This window comes from Algoriphagus sp. (assembly GCF_039969895.1).
GTDB lineage: Bacteria > Bacteroidota > Bacteroidia > Cytophagales > Cyclobacteriaceae > Algoriphagus.
This window is the reverse complement of record NZ_JBDVMZ010000014.1, coordinates 45,289-70,758: the sequence shown is the minus strand read 5'-3', so window position 1 is coordinate 70,758 and position 25,470 is coordinate 45,289. Positions and strand designations below refer to the sequence as shown.

24 protein-coding genes and 1 tRNA gene are annotated in these 25,470 nt (G+C 42.9%); 8 read left to right on the top strand and 17 right to left on the bottom strand.

Annotated elements, in window-relative coordinates; genetic code table 11:
- Positions 1-8 precede the first annotated feature (8 nt).
- Positions 9-590: a hypothetical protein gene (locus ABJH64_RS11710; protein ID WP_348276594.1), complete on the bottom strand. Its 582-nt coding sequence runs from the start codon at positions 588-590 to the stop codon at positions 9-11.
- A 47-nt stretch (positions 591-637) separates the two neighbouring features.
- Entirely contained in the window at positions 638-1,147 is a 510-nt protein-coding gene (locus tag ABJH64_RS11705) for an NUDIX hydrolase (protein ID WP_348276595.1), read from the bottom strand.
- A gap of 13 nt (positions 1,148-1,160) precedes the next feature.
- On the opposite strand from ABJH64_RS11705, the gene ABJH64_RS11700 reads away from it, so the two are divergent.
- The 5 genes from ABJH64_RS11700 to ABJH64_RS11680 all read left to right on the top strand — a co-directional run bounded on the left by ABJH64_RS11700 (position 1,161) and on the right by ABJH64_RS11680 (position 8,305).
- A complete protein-coding gene (locus ABJH64_RS11700) occupies positions 1,161-2,615 on the top strand; it encodes an AAA family ATPase (RefSeq protein WP_348276596.1) in 1,455 nt (484 codons plus the stop codon).
- 320 nt (positions 2,616-2,935) lie between these two features.
- Positions 2,936-3,331, top strand: coding sequence for a DUF1573 domain-containing protein (locus ABJH64_RS11695; RefSeq protein WP_348276597.1), 396 nt, complete (start codon positions 2,936-2,938; stop codon positions 3,329-3,331).
- Positions 3,332-4,411: 1,080 nt separating this feature from the next.
- Entirely contained in the window at positions 4,412-5,674 is a 1,263-nt protein-coding gene (locus ABJH64_RS11690) for a putative DNA modification/repair radical SAM protein (protein ID WP_348276598.1), read from the top strand.
- Positions 5,675-6,454, top strand: a complete 780-nt coding sequence (locus tag ABJH64_RS11685) for a TIGR03915 family putative DNA repair protein (RefSeq protein WP_348276599.1) — start codon at positions 5,675-5,677, stop codon at positions 6,452-6,454.
- A gap of 105 nt (positions 6,455-6,559) precedes the next feature.
- Positions 6,560-8,305: an ABC transporter ATP-binding protein gene (locus tag ABJH64_RS11680; RefSeq protein ID WP_348276600.1), complete on the top strand. Its 1,746-nt coding sequence runs from the start codon at positions 6,560-6,562 to the stop codon at positions 8,303-8,305.
- A 118-nt stretch (positions 8,306-8,423) separates the two neighbouring features.
- Here ABJH64_RS11680 and ABJH64_RS11675 read toward each other — a convergent pair whose 3' ends face one another.
- From ABJH64_RS11675 to ABJH64_RS11605, 15 genes are all read right to left on the bottom strand, one after another.
- Positions 8,424-9,113, bottom strand: coding sequence for an HAD family hydrolase (locus tag ABJH64_RS11675; protein WP_348276601.1), 690 nt, complete (start codon positions 9,111-9,113; stop codon positions 8,424-8,426).
- Positions 9,114-9,500: 387 nt separating this feature from the next.
- Positions 9,501-10,415: an alpha/beta hydrolase gene (locus ABJH64_RS11670; RefSeq protein ID WP_348276602.1), complete on the bottom strand. Its 915-nt coding sequence runs from the start codon at positions 10,413-10,415 to the stop codon at positions 9,501-9,503.
- Positions 10,416-10,424: 9 nt separating this feature from the next.
- Positions 10,425-10,766 (bottom strand): L-rhamnose mutarotase, encoded by a 342-nt coding sequence (locus ABJH64_RS11665; protein ID WP_348276603.1) that lies wholly within the window; start codon positions 10,764-10,766, stop codon positions 10,425-10,427.
- Between the two features lie 289 nt (positions 10,767-11,055).
- The gene (gene fucP / locus ABJH64_RS11660) at positions 11,056-12,372 is read right to left on the bottom strand and encodes an L-fucose:H+ symporter permease (protein WP_348276604.1); all 1,317 of its coding nucleotides are present in this window, start codon (positions 12,370-12,372) and stop codon (positions 11,056-11,058) included.
- A 30-nt stretch (positions 12,373-12,402) separates the two neighbouring features.
- The gene (locus ABJH64_RS11655; protein WP_348276605.1) at positions 12,403-13,167 is read right to left on the bottom strand and encodes an SDR family oxidoreductase; all 765 of its coding nucleotides are present in this window, start codon (positions 13,165-13,167) and stop codon (positions 12,403-12,405) included.
- 120 nt (positions 13,168-13,287) lie between these two features.
- Positions 13,288-14,112: an amidohydrolase family protein gene (locus tag ABJH64_RS11650; protein ID WP_348276606.1), complete on the bottom strand. Its 825-nt coding sequence runs from the start codon at positions 14,110-14,112 to the stop codon at positions 13,288-13,290.
- Positions 14,109-14,969 carry a fumarylacetoacetate hydrolase family protein gene (locus ABJH64_RS11645; RefSeq protein ID WP_348276607.1) on the bottom strand — a complete coding sequence of 287 codons (861 nt, stop codon included), beginning with the start codon at positions 14,967-14,969 and terminating at the stop codon, positions 14,109-14,111. Before ABJH64_RS11645 ends, ABJH64_RS11650 begins: the two co-directional genes overlap by 4 nt.
- A 184-nt stretch (positions 14,970-15,153) precedes the next feature.
- On the bottom strand, positions 15,154-15,912 hold the full coding sequence (locus tag ABJH64_RS11640) for an SDR family oxidoreductase (RefSeq protein WP_348276608.1): 759 nt from the start codon (positions 15,910-15,912) through the stop codon (positions 15,154-15,156).
- A 196-nt stretch (positions 15,913-16,108) separates the two neighbouring features.
- The gene (locus ABJH64_RS11635; protein WP_348276609.1) at positions 16,109-17,188 is read right to left on the bottom strand and encodes a Gfo/Idh/MocA family oxidoreductase; all 1,080 of its coding nucleotides are present in this window, start codon (positions 17,186-17,188) and stop codon (positions 16,109-16,111) included.
- Positions 17,189-17,206: 18 nt separating this feature from the next.
- Positions 17,207-17,794 (bottom strand): peptidylprolyl isomerase, encoded by a 588-nt coding sequence (locus ABJH64_RS11630; RefSeq protein ID WP_348276610.1) that lies wholly within the window; start codon positions 17,792-17,794, stop codon positions 17,207-17,209.
- Positions 17,791-18,933: a 1-acyl-sn-glycerol-3-phosphate acyltransferase gene (locus ABJH64_RS11625; RefSeq protein ID WP_348276611.1), complete on the bottom strand. Its 1,143-nt coding sequence runs from the start codon at positions 18,931-18,933 to the stop codon at positions 17,791-17,793. The genes ABJH64_RS11630 and ABJH64_RS11625 overlap by 4 nt, the downstream gene beginning before the upstream one ends.
- 88 nt (positions 18,934-19,021) lie before the next feature.
- The gene (locus tag ABJH64_RS11620; RefSeq protein ID WP_348276612.1) at positions 19,022-19,867 is read right to left on the bottom strand and encodes an alpha/beta hydrolase family protein; all 846 of its coding nucleotides are present in this window, start codon (positions 19,865-19,867) and stop codon (positions 19,022-19,024) included.
- Between the two features lie 135 nt (positions 19,868-20,002).
- Positions 20,003-20,084, bottom strand: a tRNA-Leu gene (locus ABJH64_RS11615).
- Between the two features lie 334 nt (positions 20,085-20,418).
- Entirely contained in the window at positions 20,419-21,225 is an 807-nt protein-coding gene (locus tag ABJH64_RS11610; protein WP_348276613.1) for an SDR family oxidoreductase, read from the bottom strand.
- A 514-nt stretch (positions 21,226-21,739) separates the two neighbouring features.
- The gene (locus ABJH64_RS11605) at positions 21,740-23,623 is read right to left on the bottom strand and encodes a cystathionine beta-synthase (protein WP_348276614.1); all 1,884 of its coding nucleotides are present in this window, start codon (positions 23,621-23,623) and stop codon (positions 21,740-21,742) included.
- 340 nt (positions 23,624-23,963) lie between these two features.
- Between ABJH64_RS11605 and ABJH64_RS11600 the strand changes: the two genes are divergently transcribed.
- Genes ABJH64_RS11600 through ABJH64_RS11590 form a run of 3 tightly spaced genes read left to right on the top strand, consistent with a single transcriptional unit; the run spans position 23,964 to position 25,470 of the window.
- Positions 23,964-24,296, top strand: a complete 333-nt coding sequence (locus ABJH64_RS11600; protein WP_348276615.1) for a metalloregulator ArsR/SmtB family transcription factor — start codon at positions 23,964-23,966, stop codon at positions 24,294-24,296.
- Positions 24,297-24,345: 49 nt separating this feature from the next.
- Entirely contained in the window at positions 24,346-24,816 is a 471-nt protein-coding gene (locus ABJH64_RS11595; RefSeq protein WP_348276616.1) for a DUF6428 family protein, read from the top strand.
- Between the two features lie 21 nt (positions 24,817-24,837).
- Positions 24,838-25,470, top strand: a complete 633-nt coding sequence (locus ABJH64_RS11590; protein WP_348276617.1) for a protein-tyrosine-phosphatase — start codon at positions 24,838-24,840, stop codon at positions 25,468-25,470.

The window sequence follows — 25,470 nt, the reverse complement described above, 5'->3', positions numbered from 1 at the left end:
AGGAGGTTTTATTTCCAGTTACCCTCAGTAGAGGCATCTGTTCTTGAACCTACTTTCAAGGCTTTTTCGTTGTTGTTCAATCTTCTTGCCGGATTGATTGGGGCAGGATCTCTAATTTCGAAAACAGAGATTTCGTAAGAATTTCTTTCCACTTTGTCAGCAAAGAACTCGAATTGCTTTCCTCCAGAACCCGGAACTGTAGCAAGTGCATCAAGATTGAAATCAGGGAATTTTCTTTCATTGAAAAGGGAGTCCATAACTGACACAGAACCTAGCGTGTCAAATGCCACAGAAGTTTCTTCCTTTCCGTATTCAAGAAGTTTTGTAGTCTCAGTTCTCTGAATAAGCCAAATTTTACCAGTTTGGATAAATGACTTCAACGTATCCCAGCTGCCTGCATATTTACCATTTGATGCCTGGTAGGCCAATTCGGCATCTCGAAGCATCTGAAGTTTTTCGATAATTGCTGCTTCAACAAGCGCTATTTTTTTCTCTTCTTCCACTACGTCATCGACACCTTTGTAAAGATAATAGCCTAGACCGATGGCCACTAGGAAGAAAACTAAGGAGAGTACTTTTGATAAATTCATTTGCTAAATTTTTAGAATCTGGGTAAGGTTGAAGGTTATAAATCGTGCTATTTTAGAGAATTATTTTCAAAATTAAAATATCCTCGCAACAATACTAAGTCCTCGAGGGAATTAATTCCCCAAAAGATTTGATGAAGGGCTTCATTAGGCAATGACCGGATTTCATTTATACTCATCCACCTGATTTCCTCGAGAATCTGGAAATCATTGCTGAGTTCAGGATCCGTACCTAAGATCAAGTTGCCTCCGATTTTTTCCACGCTAAAGAAATGTTCCATTGCGTGAAGTGGCTCTGCAAGGTATTCGTGGGCGAAAAGATAGGCTTTTACAGCTATAGTTAGGCCTGTTTCCTCAAAAAACTCACGTTTTAAATTTGCTTCTGCATTCTGCCCATAATGCATTCCTCCACCTGGCACAGACCACAAAACTTTGTTGTTTCCCATCAAATGTTTGACCATCAGAATTTTTCCTTCCTCGATTAAAACGCCATTCACTCGTGTTCGGAGATGATTTCCAAACTTTGATTCGATTTCCTTGCTGATTCTGTCGTTTGACATTTACATTCGTTTGATGAGTAAAGATAATGAGCCTAAGCAAAGGCCATCAGCCCTGCTACGTAAATATTTTCCTTTTGAGCCCACTTCTGGACAGGCGGCTTTTTTCTCTAAGATGGATTACTTTCTGCTTGTGGAGCCAGAGAAAAAGCCAACTTTCGTGCTACGAGGCTATGCTGGGACGGGAAAAACTTCCGTGATCTCGGCAGTAGTGAAAGTGCTGCCCAAGCTATCCATGCGCTCACTTTTGCTGGCACCTACCGGGCGTGCGGCCAAAGTAATGAGTAATTACTCCGGTAGAGCCGCCTATACGATTCACAAAATAATCTACAAACCCAAGGCGGAAGATGGCAGTTTGGGTGGGGGATTTATCCTGCAAAAGAATTATTACAAAGACACCGTTTTTATCATAGATGAATCCTCAATGCTGGCTGACGATGGTGGGATGTCTGGCAATTTACTTGGGGATCTGATCAGCTTTGTTTTCCATGGGCAAAACAACCGGCTCATTCTGGTAGGTGATACCGCGCAGCTTCCCCCTGTAGGTTCTGAATTCAGTCCGGCGCTGGAAGTTGATTATTTGCTAAGGCATTTTAGGCTGAACGCTGACTTCATAGAGCTGACTGAGGTCATGCGTCAGCGCTTAGAATCTGGAATCCTCTTCAATGCGACCAATCTGCGGGATCAGTTGCAGCGGGAGAAGCAGGAGATTGAGATTAGCACCAGCCAGTTTAAAGACATGTTCAAAATGACCGGAGAGCGACTGGAAGATGGTTTGAGGTATGCCTATGATAAATTTGATACGGAGAATACCACGATCATTACCCGATCCAATAAGGCTGCCGTGCAGTACAATCTTTACATCAGGCGTACTATCCATTTCTTTGACGATGAAATCAGCTCCGGTGATTTGCTGATGATCGTGAAGAATAATTATACCTACATGGCTGAGTCGGATAAGGTGAATTTCCTGGCTAATGGCGATATGGCTGAGGTAATGAAGATTCGCTCATTCGAAGAATTCTATGGGTTTAGATTTGCTACGCTTGAGCTTAGGTTGTTGGATTATCCGGATGAGCCACACTTTGAAGCAAAAGTGATCTTGGATACTCTGTATTCCTCTAGTCCTTCGCTAACGCGGGATCAATACCGAAGCTTGTATCAGCAGGTTTCTGAGGATTATGCAGATGTAGCTAGCAAAGTGGAGCGCATGGAATTGATCAGGAAAGATCCCTTTTTAAATGCTTTGCAAATCAAGTTTGCCTATGCACTTACCTGTCACAAAGCGCAAGGTGGGCAGTGGAAGGCCGTTTTTGTGGATCAGGGTTATTTGCCGGAAGAGCAGATCAACAAGGACTTTACGCGATGGCTTTACACCGCCATGACCCGAGCGACCGAAGAATTATACCTGGTGAATTTTGCGCCTACGTTCTTTGTGAAGCCAAAAGGGGTGGAGGATTCGGAATTTTGATGGAGGTAGGAGGTAGGAAGTTGAGAATCAAAAAAGGTGAAATGGGATAGCAGTGGCCTCTAGGATTACTGGTTTTTAATGGGCAGAAAATCACTTTTGGCAAGGTATTTTCCCTATAATTTCGAAAAAAGGCATCTTCTGGCTTAGTTTTGCGTTATTTTGAAGTTGTGACAAAAAATTGAATATTTGAAAACCAAATAGAATTAGTGGTGAAATCGAGCCTACTTCTTGCAGAAAGATAGGAAGAAATCGTCACGTGATGGTTTTGAAATTTAACATGCGAGAGTGCAGATGACCTTTGAAAATTAACTTATAAACAGATGAAAAAATTAGGAATTTTATTGACCGTATTTGCTTTGGTAGTTGCATTTAATGCCAATGCGCAAGAACAAAGTGGTGCAGCCATCACTTTCAAAGAAAAATCAATTGATTTCGGTGATATCACCCAAGGAGATAAAGTAGAGCATACCTTTCAACTCACCAACTCAGGGTCTGCGCCGCTGATCATTTCTAACGTAGCTGCTACCTGTGGATGTACTGTGCCAAGCTGGCCTAAAGAGCCCATCGCACCCGGAAAATCATCAGAGATCAAGGTTTCTTTCAACTCCGCCGGTAAGATGGGCAAGCAGAACTCAGTAGTAAGAATCTATTCGAATGCTACGGAGCCCATCGAAAAAGTATCGTTGATATCCAATGTGCTTCCGAAGACGAAGTAAACTTCTCAAAATTAAAACTTAAAAAGCCTCTTGAATTGATTTTCAAGAGGCTTTTTAATTGGAGTTGAGCCGAAGGATCATGCTCGTGCTTCAGTTTAAAGAGTAGGTAAAAATACTAGTAAAGACTTATTTCTAGCTATTTTATTTCTTTTCGTAATTCTTCATTTTTATTTTTTTGTGTCAAACTGACTAAACTTAGTGTGTGCGAAAAGCCCTTATCTGATCTAGACTTTGTCCGAAACCCTCAAGTTTAATTTTGAAGCTTCTTAAAATGTTTTGGTTATTTGTTTGTACAGCAAAGTCAATAGTGTGTAAGACTTACTTTACAGTTTTTGGGTCGAGATGCGAAGTGAATTCGTCTGCTTCATCTAAAAATTCCGTCTCAAAAAAATCTCATTCTACACTATCTTTTTTGACATTACAAAGAAATGAAGTTTCCAAAAGCAGAAACACTTTTATTGTTTGGCTTTCTAGGCTGACGCATAACGGTTTGCGGCTTTGCGTGGTGGGAGATTTTCACCACAACTATTGATGCGGGGGACATTACTTTCGGCTGCCACTAAACTATCTGCGGAGCACGAAACCCTGCCTGTCGCAAAAACTTCCTTCCTGAAGTCTGACAGGCACTGTCATAGTAATATAGTGCTACACTTCCGGTATTTACAAAAGACCTAATTTTACCATAAAACAAGTACATCCGCTTCGGTGCCAGCATAGAGCCAACAGTATAATAGGATTGAGGTCAAATCGGTCACCGGGCTTCAGTTCGGTTGAGCAAGGGGACTTAAACTACTGACATCATTACAAAAAGTCATATAAACAAAATAGCTATGAATTCGTTTTCGTTAATCGCTAGTATAGGAGACACTTGCTCATGATTCAGGAGATGAATAGAACAACCAGGCAAGCTTTTTCCTGTACGGAAATTATATTTCAGTTACAAAGAAGATAATCTTTGAACGTAGTGCTCGGAGCAAATTACCCGCTTAATCACCCAATGGAGTAGTATTCCCTGAGAATCAACTAGTGAATATCCCATATAAAATCTAACCACCGTTCCGATCAAGATAAAAGTCTGATATGTCCTTTGAGCGCACCCAAGAAAAATTAAAAATACTCGCAGACGCTGCCAAATATGACGTCTCCTGCTCGTCCAGTGGAAGTAATCGAAGTAATACTACCAAAGGACTTGGCGATGCGACTGGGATGGGTATCTGTCACTCCTATACTGAGGATGGGCGCTGTGTATCTTTATTGAAAATCCTCTTGACGAATTATTGCATTTTCGATTGTGCCTACTGCGTTACCAGAAAAAGCAATGACATAAAACGTGCTGCTTTTCAGGTGCAGGAGGTAGTAGATTTGACTATAAATTTTTATCGTAGAAACTATATTGAGGGTCTGTTTTTGAGTTCTGGGATTTTTAAAAGTGCAGATTACACCATGGAGCGATTGGTGGCGGTTGCCAAAAAGCTGAGACTGGAAGAGAATTTCAATGGATACATCCATCTCAAATCTATCCCTGGAGCTTCGGATGAATTGATGAAAGAAGCCGGGCTGTATGCCGATCGATTGAGCGTAAATATTGAGATTCCTACCAAAGAGGGACTGAAATTATTGGCTCCTGAGAAAAAGCGGGAAGACTTCATTAAACCGATGATTAAGGTGAAGAATGAAATCATCCAGTACAATTCAGAAAAGAAGCTTATTAAGAGCACTCCCAAGTTTGCTCCTGCGGGGCAAAGTACACAAATGATCATCGGTGCCAGTGGGGAAAGTGATCAGCAGATCATGTGGACCTCGGATTATTTTTACAAAAAGTTTGATTTAAAACGGGTTTACTACTCTGGATATATTCCCATCAGTAATGATAACCGCCTCCCGCAACTTGGGACTGCGGTACCTATGCTTCGGGAGAATAGGTTATATCAGACCGATTGGCTGATGCGCTTTTATGGTTTTGAGGTTCACGAGATTTTAAACAACGAGCATCCAAATCTCGACTTGGATGTAGATCCGAAGTTGGGTTGGGCACTGAGAAATCTGGCTTTTTTCCCGGTAGATGTCAATAAATCGGACAAAGATATGCTGGCTAGAATTCCAGGATTGGGCATGAAATCAGTTAATAAAATCATTCAGGCGAGACGTTTTCGTAAGTTGAACTGGGATCACCTTCAGAAGATGGGGGTAGCACTGAATAGGGCCAAGTATTTTCTGGTGTGTGCGTCCAATGACTTTGAACGACGGGATTTGACAGGACCTCAGCTCAAATCACTTATTCTTCAAAACTCCAGTAGCAAGTATCAGAAAATTCTAAGTCCACAAATGAATTTGTTTGTGTAAATGATATCTCAACAGGAAACGATACTAGTTTATGATGGTAGTTTTGATGGTTTTCTGACCTGTGTTTTTGAAGTGTATGAGTTTAAGCTGAATCAGGTTTCTATTCACAGAAAGGATGATGCGCAAGAGACTTTATTTGGAAAAATGCAAGAAGTCTTCACTGATCCTGTAAAAGCGGATCGTGTGTGGAAAGGCATTTCCAAGAATACTTCAGCTTCTGGCAAAACCCGCATTTATTATGCTTTTCTAAGTGAAGGTCCAGCTATAGAAAATCTATTGTTGCGCTATATTCAATATGCGTTTAGGAGTCAAATTCCAATAGATTCGGATTTCGGCAATGCAGATGTGTTGAAAGTGACTCAGATTGCCAAAAGCGTGGGAAGGGAAAAACACCGAATGGAAGCTTTTGTACGATTCAGATTGACCAAGGATGCGCTTTACTTTGCCACTATTTCTCCAGATTTCAATGTGGTTCCGCTTATTTCCAAGCATTTTGAAAAGAGATATGCTGATCAAAAGTGGATGATTTACGATCTAAAGCGGCATTACGGAATTTATTATGATTTGGAGAAAGTAGATATTATTCAACTTGAGTTGCCAGAAAATTTTAATGCAACCCAAACGTCAGCTGAGTTTTTCGCAGATGAGGAACTGGATTTTCAGACCTTGTGGCAAGACTATTTTAAAAGCACATCTATTCCTTCCAGGAAAAACATGAAACTCCATATTCGGCATGTCCCCAAAAGATATTGGAAGTATCTGAGTGAGAAAACAGAGTAAGCAAGATGAAGCAGCAAGTTTTCTGAATTGATTGTCTGCCCAAGTTGGCATCATTTGGAACTGTGATATATTATTTGAGGTTGTTCAGTCCAAACACACTATTTCATGGCCAGAACAGCAGAGCGCAAAGTCACCATGGGGCAGGTCTTTAAGACCATTATTTGGCCCCGTAGAAAGCAATTATTTTTAGGTTTATTCCTGATCATCATCTCTAGACTGGCCAGCTTAGTACTGCCAGGAGCCAGCAAAATCCTGATAGATGAAGTCATTCCCTCTAACGATTTGACCATGCTCAAATGGTTGATTGGAGGAGTAGTCCTGGCCATAGTCGTGCAGGCTACCACTTCTTATGCGCTCACGCAAATATTGAGCGTTGAAGCTCAAAATCTGATTTCCAAGCTAAGATCTCAGGTTCAGGCACATATCATCAAGCTTCCGATTCGATTTTTTGACAATGCGAAAACTGGAGAGCTCGTTTCCAGAATAATGACCGATGTGGAGGGAGTTCGGAACTTGGTAGGAACTGGGTTTGCTCAGATGATTGGCGGGATTTTGACAGCTGTGATTTCACTTTTCCTCTTGATCAGCATCAGTCCTTTGATGACGCTTTACGTACTTCTTCCGGTCGTGATTTTTGGGCTTGTTTCTCTGAAAGCTTTTGGGAGAATCCGTCCTATTTTCCGCGAACGCGGCAAAATCAATGCGCAAGTCACCGGAAGACTGACCGAAACACTTGGAGGAATTCGAGTGATCAAAGGCTTCAATGCCGAGCAACAAGAGATTACTACCTTCGCCAAAGGCGTGGATGAGCTTTTCCAGAATGTGAAAGCGAGCTTGACCGCGACCAGTTTTGTGACTTCAGCGGGAGCGTTACTCTTAGGCTTGGCTTCGGCTGGGATTATGGGGATGGGAGGTTACATGATTATGCAAGGGGATATGACCTTTGGTGATTTCCTTGCTTTTACGCTTTATTTAGGATTTATGATCGCACCAATTGTGCAGATGTCTAACATTGGTTCTCAGTTAACAGAGGCTTTTGCAGGCTTGGATCGTACAGAGGAAATCATGAATACACCGCTGGAGGCAGATGATCGAACCCGAAATCTGTCGCTAAAGGAGTTTCGCGGTGATATCAAGTTTGACAAGGTTTCCTTCGCCTACGAAGAGAACAAGGATGTGATCAAGGAAGTGAGCTTTCATGCTCCTGCGGGTTCGGTGACGGCGCTTGTCGGTACTTCCGGTTCTGGAAAAACAACTATTGCAGGTCTTGCAGCTACATTTTTGAATCCTGATTCAGGGAAAATAACCTTGGATGGAAATGATTTGCAACTAGTCACCCTAGAGTCTTTTCGATCTAGATTGGGAGTGGTGCTGCAGGATGACTTCCTGTTTGAGGGTACTATCAGAGAAAATATTCTTTTCCCCAGGCCTAATGCCAGCGCCGAAGACTTACAAAATGCGGTGGTCGCAGCACACGTGCAGGAGTTTACCGATCGCTTTGAGGATGGCTTGGATACCTTGATAGGGGAGAGAGGAGTCAAGCTTTCTGGTGGACAAAGGCAGCGTATTGCGATTGCACGGGCGATTTTGGCAGATCCTAGAATTTTAATCTTAGATGAGGCAACTTCTAATCTGGATACGGAATCTGAAACATTGATTCAGGCGAGTTTGAAGGAGCTGATGAAGGGCAGGACGACCTTTGTGATTGCGCACCGATTGAGCACGATTCGTCAGGCGGATCAGATTTTGGTGGTGGAAAAAGGCCATATTGTAGAGCGAGGCAAGCATGATGAACTGATTGCGTTGGAAGGACGATATTATCAGCTATACACCTATCAGTCGAGGATATAAAGGGGTGTCGTCATTGCGATCGAAGCATGCGTGAGGCTATCTTTTGGGGATATGAAGCAGTAGCTTAACTTATTGGGGAGAATAATCATTCGCCCTCACAAACGTGAAGATGTCAAACTCACATTCCTCTGATCATTTCCACGACTTTGGAGATGTTGTCAGTCTTATTGAAATTAGCGTGTACCACTTCGTCCGCTACGGTCTCATGTTCCCAGGTGATGTGAAAAGGAATGTGGATAGCGTGTCCTCCAAGGGCCAAAACCGGCAATACATCTGACTTTAGACTATTTCCCAGCATCAGGAATTCTTCAGGTGATATGTCTAGATGGCGGATGAGTTTTGCAAAATCGGCCTCTTTCTTATCGCTCATTATTTCAATGTGGTGGAAATAGTGATCCAATCCTGACTTCTTTAGCTTTTTCTCCTGATCAACCAAATCTCCTTTGGTTGCCATTACCAGTCTATATTCCTGCTTTAACTCTTCCAAAACTTCTTCGACTCCCGGCAATAGTTCCACTGGCTTCTGCATCATGTCATAACCGATTGTTAATAGCATGTCAATCGCTTTTGCGTTGATTTTATGATCTGAAATCTTCAAGGCAGTCTGGATCATCGAAAGCATAAACCCCTTGATTCCATAGCCGTACAATCCAAGGTTTTCTATTTCAGTCAGGTAGAGTTCCTTGATACTGCTATGCCTAGGCATAAAGTCCTCCATCAAACTGGCAAATTTCTCCTCCGCTTCGCGAAAAAAGGGTTCATTCACCCAGAGTGTATCGTCCGCGTCGAAGGCTATTACTTTGATCATTGTTCTAAAGATTAAAAATTTTAAAATTGAAATATTGGAAGATTTTGGAGTAGGAAAGTGGAAAGGTGGTGAGGTTTTAAAGTGCTAAGCTTGGTGTGTCAAACTGAGCGGTGTCGATTCTTTCTACAGGTAGTTATACTTAGGATAACCATCATGATTATCTCATCTTTCTCACTTCATCTTTTAGACTTCATTACCCGCTCACTGTTCTGCTTCTCGAGAAGCTGGACTTTTTATTACCCATTCGTGAGCTACTAGCGGAGGCAAAGACTGAATACTGAAAGCTGGGAGTGAACATGCTGACTGAAGACTGACAAACTGCGAATAAATGCTGCCACTGAACTCTGAGACTTTACAACTTTACAACCTTTCAATTTCACAACAACTTCAATCCAAATTCATCATCCAATCTAATAATACATCTCTCCAGCCATCTACGGGGCCTTTTCCAAGACCAAATCCAAACCCATGACCTCCTTTAGGGTAGATGTGAAGGGATGCTGGTACCTTGTTGGCATGCAAGGCTTTGTAGTAAAGAAAACTGTTATCTATAGGAACACCAGCATCATCCTGTGCATGAACCAAGAAGGTAGGAGGGGTTTCGGCATTGACATTCAGTTCATTCGAAAAGCGATCGATGAGTTCTTGGCTTGCATTTTCACCAATTAGATTTTTTCTTGAGCCGGAGTGTGCACTTGCATCTCTAAAGGATATCACCGGATAAACTAAAACGGAGAAGTCAGGACGTGCAGACAGCTCGTCAATTGCGTCTTTCGAGCGATCAACTTCATGTGTATATTGGGTGCTGACTGTAGAAGCTAAATGTCCACCAGCGGAGAAACCCATCACACCGATTTTAGCAGGGTCAATTTGCCAATCTGCTGCATAATGTCTGGCCAATCTTATGGCGCGTTGTGCATCGAGTAGGGGAACTTCTTTGGGATCGGTAAGAGATTTGGAATCTGGAAGTCGGTACTTCACTACTATTCCCACTATTCCCTGCGTATTTAGCCACTTAGCAAAGTCTCTTCCTTCCCAGTCATACGCCAAAATATGATAGCCTCCTCCGGGAAAAATAACTACAGCCTGGCCTGTTCGCATCTGCTTGCTAGGCAGGAAAACTTCGATTTGAGGGATTTGTACATTTTCTATTCGGATGATTCCCTGCTCCACAGTTTTTTCCTCCAAACCCATGTCGGTCTGAAGGGGTGGAGTTCCCTCCCAAAGATTGAGGACAACTTCTTGAGCCTCTACGATCATGCTACTCATGATTAGACTGAATACTAAAAGTGACTTTTTCATAGGGTTTATTTAAGTTTGAAAATCAAATACTTTTTCGGTCAAAGCCCATCTCCAATGCGGTGGGGTTCCCGGTAGATTGGTTTGGTACTGACTTAGAAATGCCTCCCATTCCTGTACCGCAGGGTTGGATAAGTCCATCTTTGCTTTTTCCTCAAAAGAGAAAGCCTCATCGGTGACCATGATCATCGCAAGTCTATTTTCCCAGCGATAAATTGTCATTTGTAGCACTCCAGCATCTCGAATACTGGCAATAATCTCTGGTGCTACCGCTTTGTGACATTCATCATAGCCCAGTTTCGCTTCTTCTGTATCCTTGAGATCACAGATGAGTACAAAGGATTGAGTTTGCATAGGTTTTTTAGTTTGTGGTCGATAGTCCATGGTCCAAAGACCTCGATTAGTTATCTGTCATTTATTTTTCTTTCATTGACTTAACCTTGAAATAGTCCAGGTCTCCTGACTGGACTACTATCAATCAAGTCTACAGACATCAAGTCGCGTCATTTGACGAAAGAGCAATCTGAATACTCCATTTTAAAAGACACTAGTCTGAAGACTTACCCCAAAATGGACTTTTCCATTGACGTAATCTTTCAATCTTCCAATTTTCAAATCTTCCAATTAGAATAACTTTTCACTTTTAACCTTCCAACTTCTCTACTTTCTTAACTCTCACGCTAAACAACAACACCATCACAAAACAGATCAGCGGAAGTATAAAGGAAAAATTCACCTCAGGAACTCCCAAAATTAGCGTGTCATCATATCCAGCTCCTCCTATATCCATGATCATTCCCTGCAGAGTCGGCATAATCGCTCCGCCTACTATAGCCATCACGAGGTAGGCTGCAGCAAATTTGGAATCGTCTCCGAGACCTTCTAAAGCGATTCCGTAAATCGTAGGGAACATAAGCGACATAGCAAAGGAAATCGCTACCAGAGAATAAAGTCCCAGCATGCCTGGAAGAAATATAGCTCCTGCGGTAAAAACAATCGCTAAAACCGAGAAAATTGCCAATAATTTGGCCGGCGCAAAAAACTTGAATAAGTAAGTACATATCCACCTTCCCACCAAGAATACCACCAAAGCGGCGTATCCAAAATCCACTGCATCGGCATTGGAAATACCCAGAACTTCCGCGTATTGATAAATGTAAGTCCACACCATGATTTGAGCTCCTACATAAAACATCTGCGCCAGGGTTCCTTCCACGAAATTCCTTTTCGAAAGCAATCGTTTCATAGTCGCCTGAAAATCAACTTTTCCGGTTTCCTTGTTTTCAGGCATTTTTACCAGGACGATCACTACCAATATCCCAATAACCACCAAGCCCAGGATCACATAAGGATCTCGAATTACCATCAAATCGGCGCTACGAATCACAGCCTTGGCAGCTTCATCGAGTGATGAGAAAATAAGGTTTCCATCCTTATCGGTTGCATTCGATTGAAGTGCATTCAAGATGAATTGCTTGGCTACAAATAGTCCTGCCAGTGCTCCCATAGGATTGAATGCCTGCGCCAAATTCAATCGCTGGGTGGCAGTAGCTTCTGGTCCCATAGATAGAATGTATGGGTTGGCTGTAGTCTCCAGAAAGGCCAAACCAAAGGTCAAAATGTAAAGTGAAGCCAAGAAAAAGCCGTAACTCTCCCAAGCAGCGGCCGGATAAAATAGCAAGGCTCCAAAGCCATATAGCCCTAAACCCAGCAGAATTCCGGTTTTATACGAGTACTTTTTGATGAAAAAAGCGGCTGGCAAAGCCATGGTAAAATAGCCTCCGTAAAAGGCCATTTGCACCCAGGATGCTTGGGTGTTATTTAGTTCAAGTACTCGTTTGAATGCTGCCACCATGGGATTGGTGATGTCATTTGCGAAGCCCCAGAGGGCAAAAAGCGAAGTAATCAGGATGAATGGAAGGAGTAATTCCTTTGGGACTATTGCAGGTTTTTGGGTCATGTGTGGGTTTAGGGTTACTAGGTCATGAGGTTATAAAGTTCGGTCCAGATGGGTGTAGCCGCCATCTACGAAGAGATGTTGTCCTGTGATATGTCGGGCTTGATCCGAAAATAAGAAAATAGCCATCGCGGCAATTTCCTCCGGAGTAGTCATGCGTTTTCCAAGCGGAATTTTAGCAGTGATCTCAGCTAGCTTTTCGGCTGGGTTTGGAAAAGTATTGAGCCAGTTTTCATAAAGCGGAGTAAAAACCTCTGCTGGAATGATCGCATTGACGGTGATCTCGTAGGGAAGAAGCTCCACTGCCCATTCTCGGGTGAGGGATAGCTGAGCACCTTTGGCAGCGGTATAGCCGGAGGTACCACCTTGTCCGGTAACGGCAGTTTTGCTGCTGATATTGACGATGCTTCCTTTGGCTTTTTTCAAATAGGGTAAGGCAAAATGCGCCAAATGATAGTAGTGATTCAGATTTTTGGCAACTGACTTTTCAAAGTCCTCAGGGCTACCATTTTCCAATCCTACGCTGTCATTTGCTCCTGCATTATTAACCAATCCGTCTATTCTGCCATATTTCTCCAGGGTTAATTGGATGGCTTTTCCTGCATCAGCAGCTTCAAAAAGTCGAATAGGAATCTGCATACCTTCGCCCAAAGCAAGAATTTCGGCACCTTCTTTTTCAGAAGGATCTATTATCACAGGAATCGCTCCTTCGGCGATCAGTCCTCTGGAAATAGCTCCTCCAATTCCTTTGGCCCCGCCAGAAATTAGGATGACTTTATTAGTTAGGTTGAGGTTCATTGTTTATTTATTTGTCCACGATCCACGGTCCACTGACAACAGAAGACAGAAGAATATTCTAAAATTTTAATTTGTCCTTCAATAGCTGTCGTCTGAGGACTGTGGAGAGTTGACTACCTTTCAAATCCCATAAAACTCCGCCGCGGTATTCCCCATGATTGCTTCTTTCTCGGCTTTGGAAAGCCTATCGGTGAATCGTTCCATGACTTCTAAAACTTGTTCATATTCTCCAGCAATCTTACAAACCGGCCAATCGCTACCAAACATCAGTCGTTTCGGACGGAATAGCTCTAGAACCACATCTAAATAAACTTGTAGCTCTTTAGCATTCCAATTTTTCCAATCTGCCTCGGTGATCATTCCCGACACTTTGCAGAAAATGTAATCCCGCTCTGCCAGAGGTGCCATCTCTTTTTTCCATTCTCTCCAGATTCCCAACTTGATATTAGGCTTTGCGATATGATCGATTACAAAAGGCTGTTCTGGAGCTTTTTTGATGAAATGATAGGTGGCTTCCAGTTGGTTGTGAAAAATTAAAATATCGTAGGTGTAGCCTCGCTTTCCGAGTTTCTCTATTCCTCGGATGAAATTTTTTCGAAGCATGTACTCCACAGGTTTGGATTGCAGGATCTCCCGATAGCCTTTGAGTTTTTTTTGGGAAGCAAACTGATCCAAATCCTTATCCAAGTCATCTGATGCCAAATCTGCCCATCCCACCACGCCCTTGATTTGCTCGTGTTCTTCTGCTAGATCACAGAGAAAGGCTGTTTCTCGAATGCTTTCATCTGCCTGAACAGCGACACAGCCATCGATAGCATGCTCTTTCAAAATAGGCATGAGGTCATCGGGCAAAAAATTTCGCTGGATCACCTTCATTTCGTCGGTGATCCAGGAATGTTTTTCAGGATTGTATTTCCAAAAGTGCTGGTGCGAATCCAGTCTCATGCTTCGGGATCGTTTACTGCCGTTTGCTTGGCTTCACCAAGTCCTTCGATACCTAGCTCGACCACATCGCCTTCTTTGAGGTAGGTAGGAGGGGTCAAGCCCAGCCCAACACCTGCTGGAGTTCCGGTAGAAATCACGTCCCCAGGCAATAAAGTCATGTATTGGCTCAAGTGAGCTATTAGGTAAGGAATGTCAAAAACAAGGTCAGAAGTGTTGCTGTCCTGAAGCATTTTGCCGTTCAATTTCAGCCATAGTCTCAGGTTATGTGGATCTTGTATTTCAGTTTTGGTGACCAAAACCGGCCCAAGAGGTGCGAAGTTGTCTGCACTTTTGCCTTTCACCCACTGACCACCATGATGGAGTTGGAAGTCCCTCTCGCTGACATCGTTGTGAACGCAGTAGCCCGCCACGTAGTCCATCGCATCTTCCTGACTTACATATTTAGCCCGCTTGCCGATGACTACAGCTAATTCCACTTCCCAGTCAGTTTTAACTGAGTTTTTTGGGATTAATATATTGTCAAATGGTCCGCATAGTGAGGAGGTTGCTTTCATGAAAATGATAGGAATCTCCGGCACTGGCATGCCGGATTCCAGGGCATGTTTGCGGTAGTTCAAGCCTATGCAGATGATCTTGGAAGGTCTGGCGATGGGCGAACCCAATCTTGTGCCTTCAGGGATTTCGTTGAGGTTTTCCTCGTTTGCTTCCAGCCATTCCTGAAGTCTGGCCAAACCATTATTGGCAAAAAAATCCTCATTCCAATCTTCTTGAAATCCTGAGCAGTCCAGGTATTTGCCTGCTGCATTTTGGATTCCTGGTTGTTCTTTACCGGCTTCGCCAAATCGTATTAGTTTCATATAAGTATCAAGTAGTTAGTGTTAAGTATCAAACAGTTAGATTTTAGTATCAAGAATCAAGAGTTATGAGTCTGGAACAGATTAGGAATTGGGGTGCTTTAATGTCATTCCTCTATTTCTCCATTACGTTGCGATTAAAATTCAAACAATCAACAACGGACATCAGCAACCCTCACCCAATATCTTACATTTTCAGACCCAAGAATCCTCCGTCAATTGGAATGTTGGTTCCGGTGATGAAGCTGCCGGCATCTGAACTCACAAAATACGCGAGTTCTGCAATCTCCGAAGGACTAGCCATTCTTCCTATGGGCTGAGTTGCGGCTAGTTTGTCAAACATTTCCTTTTCTTGCCCGGGATAGTTTTTTGCCAAAAAGCCATCCACAAAAGGTGTATGAACTCTTCCCGGCGAAAGGCAATTGCAGCGAATACCTTCTGCCACATAATCTCTTGCAATGCTCAGCGTCATTGAGAGTGCAGCTCCCTTGGTCATGCTGTAGGCAAATCGATCCGGAATTCCGATCGTCGCTGCGACAGAAGCCATATTCAAGATGGATCCGCCACCCTGTTCCTTCAGCTTCGGAAGTGCTGCTTTGGTGCAGTTGAACATACCTTTCACATTCACTTGGAACACTCGATCGAAATCTTCTAAGGAAGTATTTTCTACTTTTCCTATGTGAGATACTCCTGCGTTATTGATCAGCGTATCTAGTTTCCCTTCGATAGAATTGACCAAGGCTTCTGTTTCGGCAAAATCCGCTACACTTCCACATAGAAAAGTCACGTCAAAACCCTTGTCACGCTCGGTTTGAGCTACTTTTTCTCCTACCTCTGGATTTAGATCTATGAAATAAACCTTGGTCTTCTTGCTAGCAAAAAGCTGAACCATAGCCAGGCCTATTCCTGAAGCTCCACCCGTAATAAGTACTGTTTTGTTATTCATGTGATTTTATGTTGACATTCAGCAGCATCCCAAAACATGAGGAATAAGCTCGCTTGTTTTTCTTTCAGCTATCGGTAAACTCCAGAGATTTAGGCCAAAAAAATCCTTTTTCTAGTTCAAATTGATTCGATTTAATAAGGTTTTCAAAATGAAAAATAGGGTGTATGGCCTAAATTCCCAAAATAAATTCAATGGATTATAGCTTAACTGTGTTTCCGGTCTTGACTGATTCATCGCAGGCAAAAGCTATTTTCAAGCTGTTCACAGCATCTTCCAAATGATCATCTAGGTTGATATTTTCCTGGATGGCTTTCAGAAAATAGGCTTGTTCCCGATTACAAAGTTCTTGATGTCCAGGCTCGTCCTTCAGATCTATCCACTCATCAGTTCTGGTAAACTTATTTTGTGCGTCTATCTCTGCATGGTGAACCCGGATGGATTCGGTCTTGGTATGAGCATCTACATTATCAGATTGTCCACTCGCTCCAGCGTCTTTGGCGGTGATGGAAACGGCTCCTTTAGGTCCAAAAACATCCTTTACAAAGAAAGCTGTTTCGCTCACCATCGGTCCCCAGCCTGCCTCGTACCAACCTACAGATCCATCTTCAAAGCGAATCTGGAGTTGTCCATAATTGTAATTGTCTTCAGAAATATCCTCTGTAAGTCGCGCCCCAATCGCTGAAACAGAGACTGGTTTTGACCTCGTCATCTGACACATCACGTCTATATAATGCACGCCACAATCCACAATGGGACTGAGGCTTTTCATGAGATTCCTGTGGACGTCCCACATATAGCCCTGGCTTTGCTGATTGAGGTTCATGCGCATCACGAGGGGTTTGCCGAGTTTTTCTGCCTCTTCTATAAATCGAATCCAAGAAGGATGATGCCTCAAAATATAGCCTACGACCACTTTTTTGCCTGTTTCTTTTGCTTTGGCAATAATCCGCTCACAACCAAGAATGGTATCAGCCAGCGGCTTTTCTATGAATATATCACAGCCTGCTTCCAGAGATTTCACGGCAAATTCTTCGTGGGTGTCGGGATACGTGGAAATGCAGACGGCATCTGGTTTTGAATTGCTTAACGCTTCGTCAAAATCTGCATAGAGTGGGTAGTTAGCTTGGAGTTTATCGTTCAGTTTTTGGTTTGAATCTCCACGGGACACGAGGCCGCAGATTTCAAATTCCGGGAAATTGTGGTATGCTGTAGCATGGGAAATTCCCATATTTCCACAACCGACTACAAGGATTTTGATAGGTTTTAGGGTATTCATTTTAGGTCTTTTAGCTTTTTAATTTTTATTAAGTTGGCTTGTAGCGAGGGCTGTCACATCAGAAGCTTTCATTTCAATTATTTCCACTTTCATAGTTATTTGTTTAATCGGTTCGTCTAGACTGTCCCTTTTTACTCGCACGATTTGCTCGATCACGCTCATGCCTTTGATCACCTGTCCAAAGATGGTATAATCTCCATCCAGCCTAGGAAGTCCCTCGGGCTTTTGGACAATGTAAAACTGACACCTTGCAGATAATTTCCCGGGATTATCGTCTCGACCAGCTCCTACAGCCCCATAGACATGCTTTAATTCAGGGATAAATTCCGGCTCCAACAAGTATTCCGGATCTTTGAAGCCTTCTTCGGTGTCTGGACATCCGCCTTGCGCTACGAAATTTGGGATGACTCGATTGAAAGTCAGCGAATCCCAATAGCCAGCATTTGCCAACTCTATAAAACTTTCCTTGTGGTTAGGCGTGCGGTCATCCAGAGCGATCAGAATATCTCCGTATGGGGTGGTGATTTGTCCCACGGGGACGGTTTCCTGTGCTGCTGCATAGCCTATGAAAAGAAAAACGAAGGCACAGGAGATGAAGCTTTTCATGAAATAGAAGACTTGAGCGCGTTTTTTTGATTGTTTACCGGATTGGCGTACATGGCCAAAAAGCTTTTGATTAAGAATTCATTGCTGGTATTCACTTTTTCATTCATTCGTGTTTCGAAGGAATTTTTCTCCTCAGCTGTGTAGAAATTCACATATTCCTCATCTCCGTAGAGCAGATCATGAGCGATGTAGTTGCTAGGCCATAGTTTATATCCTGCCCATATTTTGTGATCTATGGTTTCGGCGAGTTTACTTAGTTTGTCGGGTTGAGTAAGATCCAATGCTGAGATTTCCTTGATTTCTTGGTTAAGGATTCCATTGGCCTGAAGGTGAATGCGTTTTTTAGTTCCCATGATTCCTCTGAGTAGATTGACGAAATCCTCATGTTCACCTTTCACGTATTTTTCGTCCCTAGATTTGGCTAGCCATTCTGGCATTTTCAATACGTCAGTTGGGTCATACTCATAAGAAATGGAGATAGGTACTACTTTGATTTTCTCGAAATAGCCAAAAGGATTATTACCTTCTTCGGAAAGGGTCAGCATTTTCAACACTCCCCGATGGGTGGCGTCATTGCCATCCTTTGTTCTTCCCTCTCGCTGTGCAGTCCAGACAGACCTATTTTCGGAAAGGAGCGACTTCTTGATATAGGCTGAGGCCATTTGAGAACTTTCAAGTAGGGCCCGACCTTGCAATCCTCGTTTGATAGCGAAGTTTCGATTCAATCTAGAAAGGGTATGCAAAAAGGGTTTCTGAATCAAATTATCACCGATAGCTGAAGTCGTGAGGACGAGGCCATTTTCGTACAGTACAGCATTCAACAACGAAGTGTCCAAGATGATGTCCCTATGATTGGATATAAAAAGGTAAGCGGTATTTGGTTCTAATTGGTCAAAACCACCCGTGGTCAATCCATCGGAGCTTTTCTCCAAAATCTTTTGAATTCCTGGATAAATGAAGTTGATCTGAAAATCTCTCAGCGAATGAGTGTGAACCATCAGATCTTTCCAATGTTCCTTTGAATCAGTTGGAAACGTAAATCCCATCATTGCTTCCATCATGGGGTCATCTACAATTTTGCGGATGGCAGCATTGGCTTCGGAGTCGTATAAAGGCCTGATTGAGTCAAATTGAGACATAATTTACTATTGGATGAACTGCAAAAAGCAAATTTTAGCTTAGAATTCTAAGCTAATTTACATAGAGCGAAGTTAATAAAACTATATTTCAACGAGTGAGATGCTGATCTATGAAGAGCAAATGGAAGGGGAGCGCATCCGTCCAATAGCTCCATGTGTGAGCGCCAGGCCGCTCGGTATAATCGTGCGGCGTACCATTCTCCAGGAGTAATTGATGGATCAATCGGTTTGTTTCCAACAAGAAATCATCAACGCCACAATCGATAAGCAAAGCAAGCTTATTGGATTTCATTTTGTCCACCAGACCTACAGCAGTATAGGCGCTGAATGGTGCGTCATAGATTAGATCGTCGCCAAGCATGGCTTTTTGCTGAGCTTGACGCGTAGAAGCTAATTCACCCGCAACGTTCCAGGTTCTGGTATCTATGTTCATCACTCCGCTCATACTCGTGGCAGCTGCGAAAAGCTCCGGATGCTTGGCAGAAAGTGTTATCGCACCATGACCGCCCATCGATAGGCCGGTGATAGCTCTTGATTCCTTGCGAGCCAGCGTGCGGTAAGTTTTATCTATATGAGGGATCAGCTCTGAGGTGATGTAGGTTTCATATTTCACCGAATCCATCAGCGGGCTGTCAAAGTAGTAGCTAGAAGGCCCTACTCCAGGTGTGACGATGATCAAGTCGTACTGTTCGGCCAGGCGATTGACGAGCCCTGGCTCAGTGACTTTCTGATGCCAATCACTAAAAGCTCCACTGCCGCCATGTAATAAATAGAGGGTGGGAAACTGTTTGTTTCTATCATAACTCGACGGCGTGGTGACTGCAGCTTTGAGGCTTTTGTTCATTGCCTTGCTATAGACTTCTATGGTATCGACTTTGGCTTGCGCAAAAAGTAGGGTAGGGGCAAAGAAAACCAGGAGTAGGAATTTTTTCATAAGTATAGGTAGGTAGGGTAAATTGATCCCACAAAATAAGGATTCTGATCCAAGAATAGGACAGATCTAGGAATAGTGGAAAAATTGTGAGGAGAGAGGAATAAAAAAACCTTCCGATTTCTCGGAAGGTTGCTGTGCGGATAGAGGGACTCGAACCCCCATGCCTCGCGGCGCTAGATCCTAAGTCTAGTGCGTCTACCAATTTCGCCACATCCGCAGCTGTTTTCAATTGGGATGCAATTTTAGTGATTTTAAGTGTGAAATACCGCATCAAATCCGAGAAAGTAATTGGCAGGAGTGGAACCCATTCATTCTCAAGGGAATTGTTTTTCCTCCTCCATCCTTGATGATGTCCGTCAATGTAGATTCTTTGCTTATTGGGAAGGTGGGCCTGTGAAAGTTGGCGAATGTTCTACAATTTTTGCCTGAGACTTATTCTAAATTGTTTGTCTTAAGTTACTGGCAAAAAACCGACAATTTATTTTATCAAATGTGTGGAATGAAAAGTAGTTCATCGTTTTGAAACTCAACTTTTCCACTGAGATGAAACCTTACTTCTTTCTTCCCACGAAATTCTCCATGGTCTTGTAGATTCCCAGCACTGAGCCAGCAAACCAATCAAAGGCATTAATTGACAATAAGCCCTGGCCGAGGCGAGTTAGTCGGTAGATATAGCCAGGCATGGTCAGCATTCTGGTATTTTTCTCTATAGCCTGCACTATGGTAAGTGCAGCTGCTTCGGGTTTTAGTATGGGTAACCTTGATTTTACGCCATCAAACATGCCGGTATTGATGTAGTAAGGCATAATGGTCGTGATGGTTATATTTCTTTCGAGTTGTTTCATTTCCAACCGCAAACTATCCGACCAGCCTATCATCGCCCACTTACTCGCAGCATAGATGGACATTTTTGGATTGGAGATGAGCCCTCCTGAAGAAGCGATATTGCAAATGTGACCTGCGTTTTTGGTGATCATTCCACCTAGAAATTCCCGGGTGACCTGCATAGGTGCGCTGGCGTTGATATCCATCGTTTGGGAGATGTCATCTGCTGAATGCTCATGAAAATACTTACCTACCACTATTCCTGCATTGTTAATCAGCACATCTACCACGCCGATTTCCTGCTTCACCCTCTTCCCGGTTTCACTTACCTGATCTACCTTAGACACATCGATTTGGTAACCAGCGATTGAACCTTTGCTGGAAAATTCAGCGATAGTGGCATCTATGGCCTCTTGACTAATGTCCCAGATCACCACTCTCGCCTGCCGCTCAAGCATCAGCCGAGCCATTATTTTGCCGATTCCAGAAGCTCCTCCAGTGATTAAAACTATTTTCTTTGCTAGATCTTTCATGTAGTTATTAGATTGACTGTGCCGAGCTAAGGAATTTTTTCCTGAGTTCATACCCCATCATTTACTGTAGAACTCTGATTAACTGTCCAAAATACTTCAAAATTAGTTGCTACGCTGCAATTGGCTTAGTTACCGGAATGCTACTATGGACCGCTTGCTATTTACCTGGTTTTTAGTTGTTTTTGATGTTCAGGACTAATCCCAATGCAAAGCCTTGGTTAAAATACCAGATTAAAGTTCCGCGGGCAATATTTAACAGGAAGTCTGAGATAAGTAAACAAGCTAAGTTGAAGCTGGTTTGAAATACCTTGAATTTGGGTAAGAAACTTCGGGCATGCTATCTAAAGGACTTTTTAACTTGTCTGGTTTTATATCAGGAAAGAACCATCACTTCGTAAGAGTTGATTACCTATAGAATTCATGCCGCGTAGTTTTTCTAGGCATTTAGAGGGTAGATGATTGGCTGAGCAAGGGACTTTTACCATCTGGAAAAAAATCCCCAAACTCACCTTCTTTAAAGCTCCTCTACGAATTCTCGAAATACTTTTTTGTGAAGCTCCAGATCCAATTTTGGTGAAAGCGCAGCCCGTATGATGTAATCCTTGTCCCCTTCCTTAGTCGTGCCCTGAGTAGAAGTGGCGGGGATAGTCCAATAGCATCCTTTCAGCTGTCCGTAGCTCACACAGTATTTGCTTTCATCGGGAATCTCAGTGATCATCTTATTGATCAATTTTAGATTGAGCGCTCTTTTGTAAGCTTCTTGTTCTTGAGCAGTTTCTCCTTTGGTAGGTAGATCGAGGGAAAAAACAGAAGGTTTGAAACCCAGCTCTGCCAGTTCTTCGGACACAAAGTTGATTTTGGCAGCAGGTAAGCTTTCACGGATGAAATTCACAAACTCTCTGGTATTGACGTAGGCGTCCTCGATTCGCTGATTCATGGATGGTAATTGCTCAGCCAAATGGGCATATTGCAGTGATGTGGCTTCATTGTCGCAGAGGTTTAGGTGAGTTTCTATTTTTGGCAATAGCTCCTCCGCAAGCGAATTTGCCACACAATAGCCTGCGGTGCATTTTCCTCCAGAGGGGAATTTGGATCCGCTGGCATAGGAAATAGCCTTTACAGTAGAGAGGATTTTTCCCTCTCCCAGAAAGCTGAAATCCGGGCAAAACGTCTGATCCAAAATGAAAACCGGGGCCACTGCATTTTCACCTGTCTCTGTTTTGCGCGAAGCACTAAGCGCTTCCTTCAAACTGAAAAGATCCGGAACTTCCACCCTTGGGTTGGTTGGGATTTCGGCGATGATAAAAGGAACTGCATCCTCAGTGGCCAGCTGTGCTAATACGCTATTTATGCTTTGCACCATGTCATTTTCCCCATCTACTAACAAATCAACGATTTCCACATCGGGCAGGCAAGCAGCCACCCGACGTGCTTGATCGTTGGTTCCTCCGTAGCAATTAGGAGGTACAATAAACCTAATTTTCTTGGAGGGGTGCTTTTGCTGAGCCTCGTCAATGAGTCCCATCATAATCGCATACTGCATGGAAAGTCCGCTCGAAGCCACCAGAGGAGTGGCGGTGGTTCCAGTTATCTGTTTGATAGATTCGAGAACCGCTTTTTTGTCAGTTTCAGAATCAGTTTCTAGGTGCTTTTGGTCGTTCTGACCTATCAGCATATGCAGAGCACTGAGGCAGTTGGAAGGCGTCATGGCTATGGTCTCCCGTCTTCTGACATGCTGTATTTCTGAAATATAACCTTGGTTTTGATCTCCATTTACCAGCATTACACTCCCCTTATCTGGGTAGATATTGAGGAAAAAATCAATTCCAGTTGGTAGCTTATTTTCCTGAGAAACTGAATTTTCGGAAATGAAAATTGTGCTTTTCGTAGCCGATGTATCTTGTGAAGCAGCCATGATTTTATGGAGCTCTTCCTCATTTTCTACCCAAGTCATTTGGAACTGATACCCGTAAACTTTTCTTACAAGCTCCTCATCAAATGATGCCGGTAACTGATAAGAATAGAAGATTTCGGTAGCTTTTTTCCCAAGTAGATTTTTTCTCAATACTGCCATCAGAGGCATGGTGTAAGAAGAAAAACTGATGACATGATCGGCAGGAAGGGAGGCAGATTTGGCTAGTGCCCACTCCAAAATACAGGAGAGGGGATGTCCCAGTCTGATGTAATCGTATGCCGTGGGCATGTCACTTAATGTCTTGTTGATTTGATCCTGTGCTGGAAAACCAGACGTAAAAAAGTTTTCTATTTGAGCGAGAAACTCAGTTTTGGCCAGTTGTTCATCGTAAATGTCCAGCCTATGAGTGGTCAGTTTCAACCAGTCATCAGGCATATTTTCTAGTACTAATTTGATGAAGTCTGTGAGTTTCTTGTTTTGCATAGGATGGTTCTGAATGAATTTGTTGTTGAAGTTTTCTTGGGTAGAATTCTGATTTAGTTGTGTAGGGTAACACCTTTTTCTTTACCTGGATTTTAAGGATGGGTAATCCCAATCGCTAAAGTAAAGATCATTCATTTCTATAGCCAAGGATTCAGGATTGATATTTTTCCAATGATAAAATCAGCCTTGGGATCGGGGAGAAAACCGATTTTTGGCAGGGATCGTTCGCACTGATAAGTTGATTTAGATCATACAATTGGAGTCAAGCAGAAGTTTTTCTAGGAGAAAGTTGAAATTAGAAGTCTTGTATCGTAATATTGCAATGAAACAATGGTTAATCATGGGACTTACTAAATCTGAGTTATTTACTGAAAGGCAAAATGAGATAGCTCTTTTTGCAAAAGCATTTTCTCACCCAGCTCGAGTGGCTATTCTGGAGCATTTATTTCAGATGGACACCTGCGTATGTGGGGACCTGGTCACACAGATCGGTTTGGCGCAGCCCACTATTTCTCAGCATCTCAAGGAGTTAAAGCAACTCGGACTGATCAAAGGAAATATAGAAGGAACGAGCGTCTGCTACTGTATTCACAGGGAAAACTGGAACAAAATGAAGCAAATTCTCAATGATTTTTTTGACCATGAAGTAACAACAAAGGGAGAGTGCTGCTAAAAAAATGTACCCATTTAAAGCTTATAATCACATTAAACCTAATAGAACTATGAAAATATCTGAAGTAAAATCAGCCCTGAACCAATTGGACAATATAGCTTTCCAACTTCCTAATGGAGACTTGGTTCCAACTCACTTTCACGTCACTGAAGTAGGCAAAATCACCAAACATTTTATTGATTGTGGTGGGACAGTGAGAACTGAGAATGTTGCGAACTTCCAACTTTGGAATGCGGATGACTACAATCACAGGCTTCATCCTGAGAAGCTGGTTCACATTATAGAGCTTTCTGAAAAAGTGCTGGAACTGGAAGATCTGGAAGTAGAAGTGGAGTATCAGGCAGAAACAATTGGGAAGTTTGGGTTGGACTTTGATGGCAAAAACTTCCTTTTGACTAACAAGCAAACAGATTGTTTGGCCAAGGAGAAATGTGGAATTCCCGAGCACAAGCCAAAAGTTAGGCTTTCTGTTTTGAAAGCTTCTGAGGAATCTTGTGTCCCTGGTTCTGGCTGTTGTTAATTCATTTCCACCCCATCTCGTATGAACACGGAAAAAATTGAATTGCTGCCAGCATTGGCAGAAACTATGGAGAAAGCGCGGCAGCTTCCCATTTCAGATGAAAGAAAAGAAATCTTGCGCGTGCTTATCGACTACATTCAGCAAAAAGTGGATGCTCACGAAGCGCTTAATCTGAACTTCATCTGCACTCATAATTCTAGGAGAAGTCAGTTTTCTCAGATCTGGGCGCAGACTGCTGCCGATTATTTTGGAGTACCTGCCCACTGTTTTTCAGGTGGGGTAGAAGTGACAGCTTTCAATGAGCGAGCGGTTGAATCCATCAAAAGAAGCGGATTTAGAGTAAGTAAAAAAGGTGAAGAAAACCCAAAGTATTTCGTGTTTCACTCAAATGAAGCTGATCCGATCGTGGCTTTTTCTAAGCTTTTTGATGATCCTATCAATCGCTCCACCCAATTTGCTGCGGTGATGACTTGCTTGCATGCCGATGAAAACTGTCCTTTTATACCTGGCACAGAATGTCGGATTCCGGTGCGTTTTGAAGATCCAAAAGCATTTGACGATACGCCGGAAGAGGCAGACAAATACGACGAACGTTCCATGCAAATCGCGTCTGAAATGTGCTACGTTTTTGCTAGTATTTCCATTGCTCACTAA

Bases quoted from the DNA above. Each gene is read 5' to 3' on its own strand.
- ABJH64_RS11700 (WP_348276596.1), top strand. From the start codon at position 1,161: ATGAGTAAAGATAATGAGCCTAAGCAAAGGCCATCAGCCCTGCTACGT.
- ABJH64_RS11680 (WP_348276600.1), top strand. From the start codon at position 6,560: ATGGCCAGAACAGCAGAGCGCAAAGTCACCATGGGGCAGGTCTTTAAG.
- ABJH64_RS11690 (WP_348276598.1), top strand. From the start codon at position 4,412: ATGTCCTTTGAGCGCACCCAAGAAAAATTAAAAATACTCGCAGACGCT.
- ABJH64_RS11665 (WP_348276603.1), bottom strand. From the start codon at position 10,766: ATGCAAACTCAATCCTTTGTACTCATCTGTGATCTCAAGGATACAGAA.
- ABJH64_RS11625 (WP_348276611.1), bottom strand. From the start codon at position 18,933: ATGTCTCAATTTGACTCAATCAGGCCTTTATACGACTCCGAAGCCAAT.
- ABJH64_RS11630 (WP_348276610.1), bottom strand. From the start codon at position 17,794: ATGAAAAGCTTCATCTCCTGTGCCTTCGTTTTTCTTTTCATAGGCTAT.
- ABJH64_RS11675 (WP_348276601.1), bottom strand. From the start codon at position 9,113: ATGATCAAAGTAATAGCCTTCGACGCGGACGATACACTCTGGGTGAAT.
- ABJH64_RS11590 (WP_348276617.1), top strand. From the start codon at position 24,838: ATGAACACGGAAAAAATTGAATTGCTGCCAGCATTGGCAGAAACTATG.
- ABJH64_RS11595 (WP_348276616.1), top strand. From the start codon at position 24,346: ATGAAAATATCTGAAGTAAAATCAGCCCTGAACCAATTGGACAATATA.
- ABJH64_RS11620 (WP_348276612.1), bottom strand. From the start codon at position 19,867: ATGAAAAAATTCCTACTCCTGGTTTTCTTTGCCCCTACCCTACTTTTT.
- ABJH64_RS11645 (WP_348276607.1), bottom strand. From the start codon at position 14,969: ATGAAACTAATACGATTTGGCGAAGCCGGTAAAGAACAACCAGGAATC.
- ABJH64_RS11640 (WP_348276608.1), bottom strand. From the start codon at position 15,912: ATGAATAACAAAACAGTACTTATTACGGGTGGAGCTTCAGGAATAGGC.
- ABJH64_RS11605 (WP_348276614.1), bottom strand. From the start codon at position 23,623: ATGCAAAACAAGAAACTCACAGACTTCATCAAATTAGTACTAGAAAAT.
- ABJH64_RS11705 (WP_348276595.1), bottom strand. From the start codon at position 1,147: ATGTCAAACGACAGAATCAGCAAGGAAATCGAATCAAAGTTTGGAAAT.
- ABJH64_RS11600 (WP_348276615.1), top strand. From the start codon at position 23,964: ATGGGACTTACTAAATCTGAGTTATTTACTGAAAGGCAAAATGAGATA.
- ABJH64_RS11710 (WP_348276594.1), bottom strand. From the start codon at position 590: ATGAATTTATCAAAAGTACTCTCCTTAGTTTTCTTCCTAGTGGCCATC.
- ABJH64_RS11685 (WP_348276599.1), top strand. From the start codon at position 5,675: ATGATATCTCAACAGGAAACGATACTAGTTTATGATGGTAGTTTTGAT.
- ABJH64_RS11650 (WP_348276606.1), bottom strand. From the start codon at position 14,112: ATGAGACTGGATTCGCACCAGCACTTTTGGAAATACAATCCTGAAAAA.
- ABJH64_RS11695 (WP_348276597.1), top strand. From the start codon at position 2,936: ATGAAAAAATTAGGAATTTTATTGACCGTATTTGCTTTGGTAGTTGCA.
- ABJH64_RS11610 (WP_348276613.1), bottom strand. From the start codon at position 21,225: ATGAAAGATCTAGCAAAGAAAATAGTTTTAATCACTGGAGGAGCTTCT.
- fucP (WP_348276604.1), bottom strand. From the start codon at position 12,372: ATGACCCAAAAACCTGCAATAGTCCCAAAGGAATTACTCCTTCCATTC.
- ABJH64_RS11655 (WP_348276605.1), bottom strand. From the start codon at position 13,167: ATGAACCTCAACCTAACTAATAAAGTCATCCTAATTTCTGGCGGGGCC.
- ABJH64_RS11635 (WP_348276609.1), bottom strand. From the start codon at position 17,188: ATGAATACCCTAAAACCTATCAAAATCCTTGTAGTCGGTTGTGGAAAT.
- ABJH64_RS11670 (WP_348276602.1), bottom strand. From the start codon at position 10,415: ATGAAAAAGTCACTTTTAGTATTCAGTCTAATCATGAGTAGCATGATC.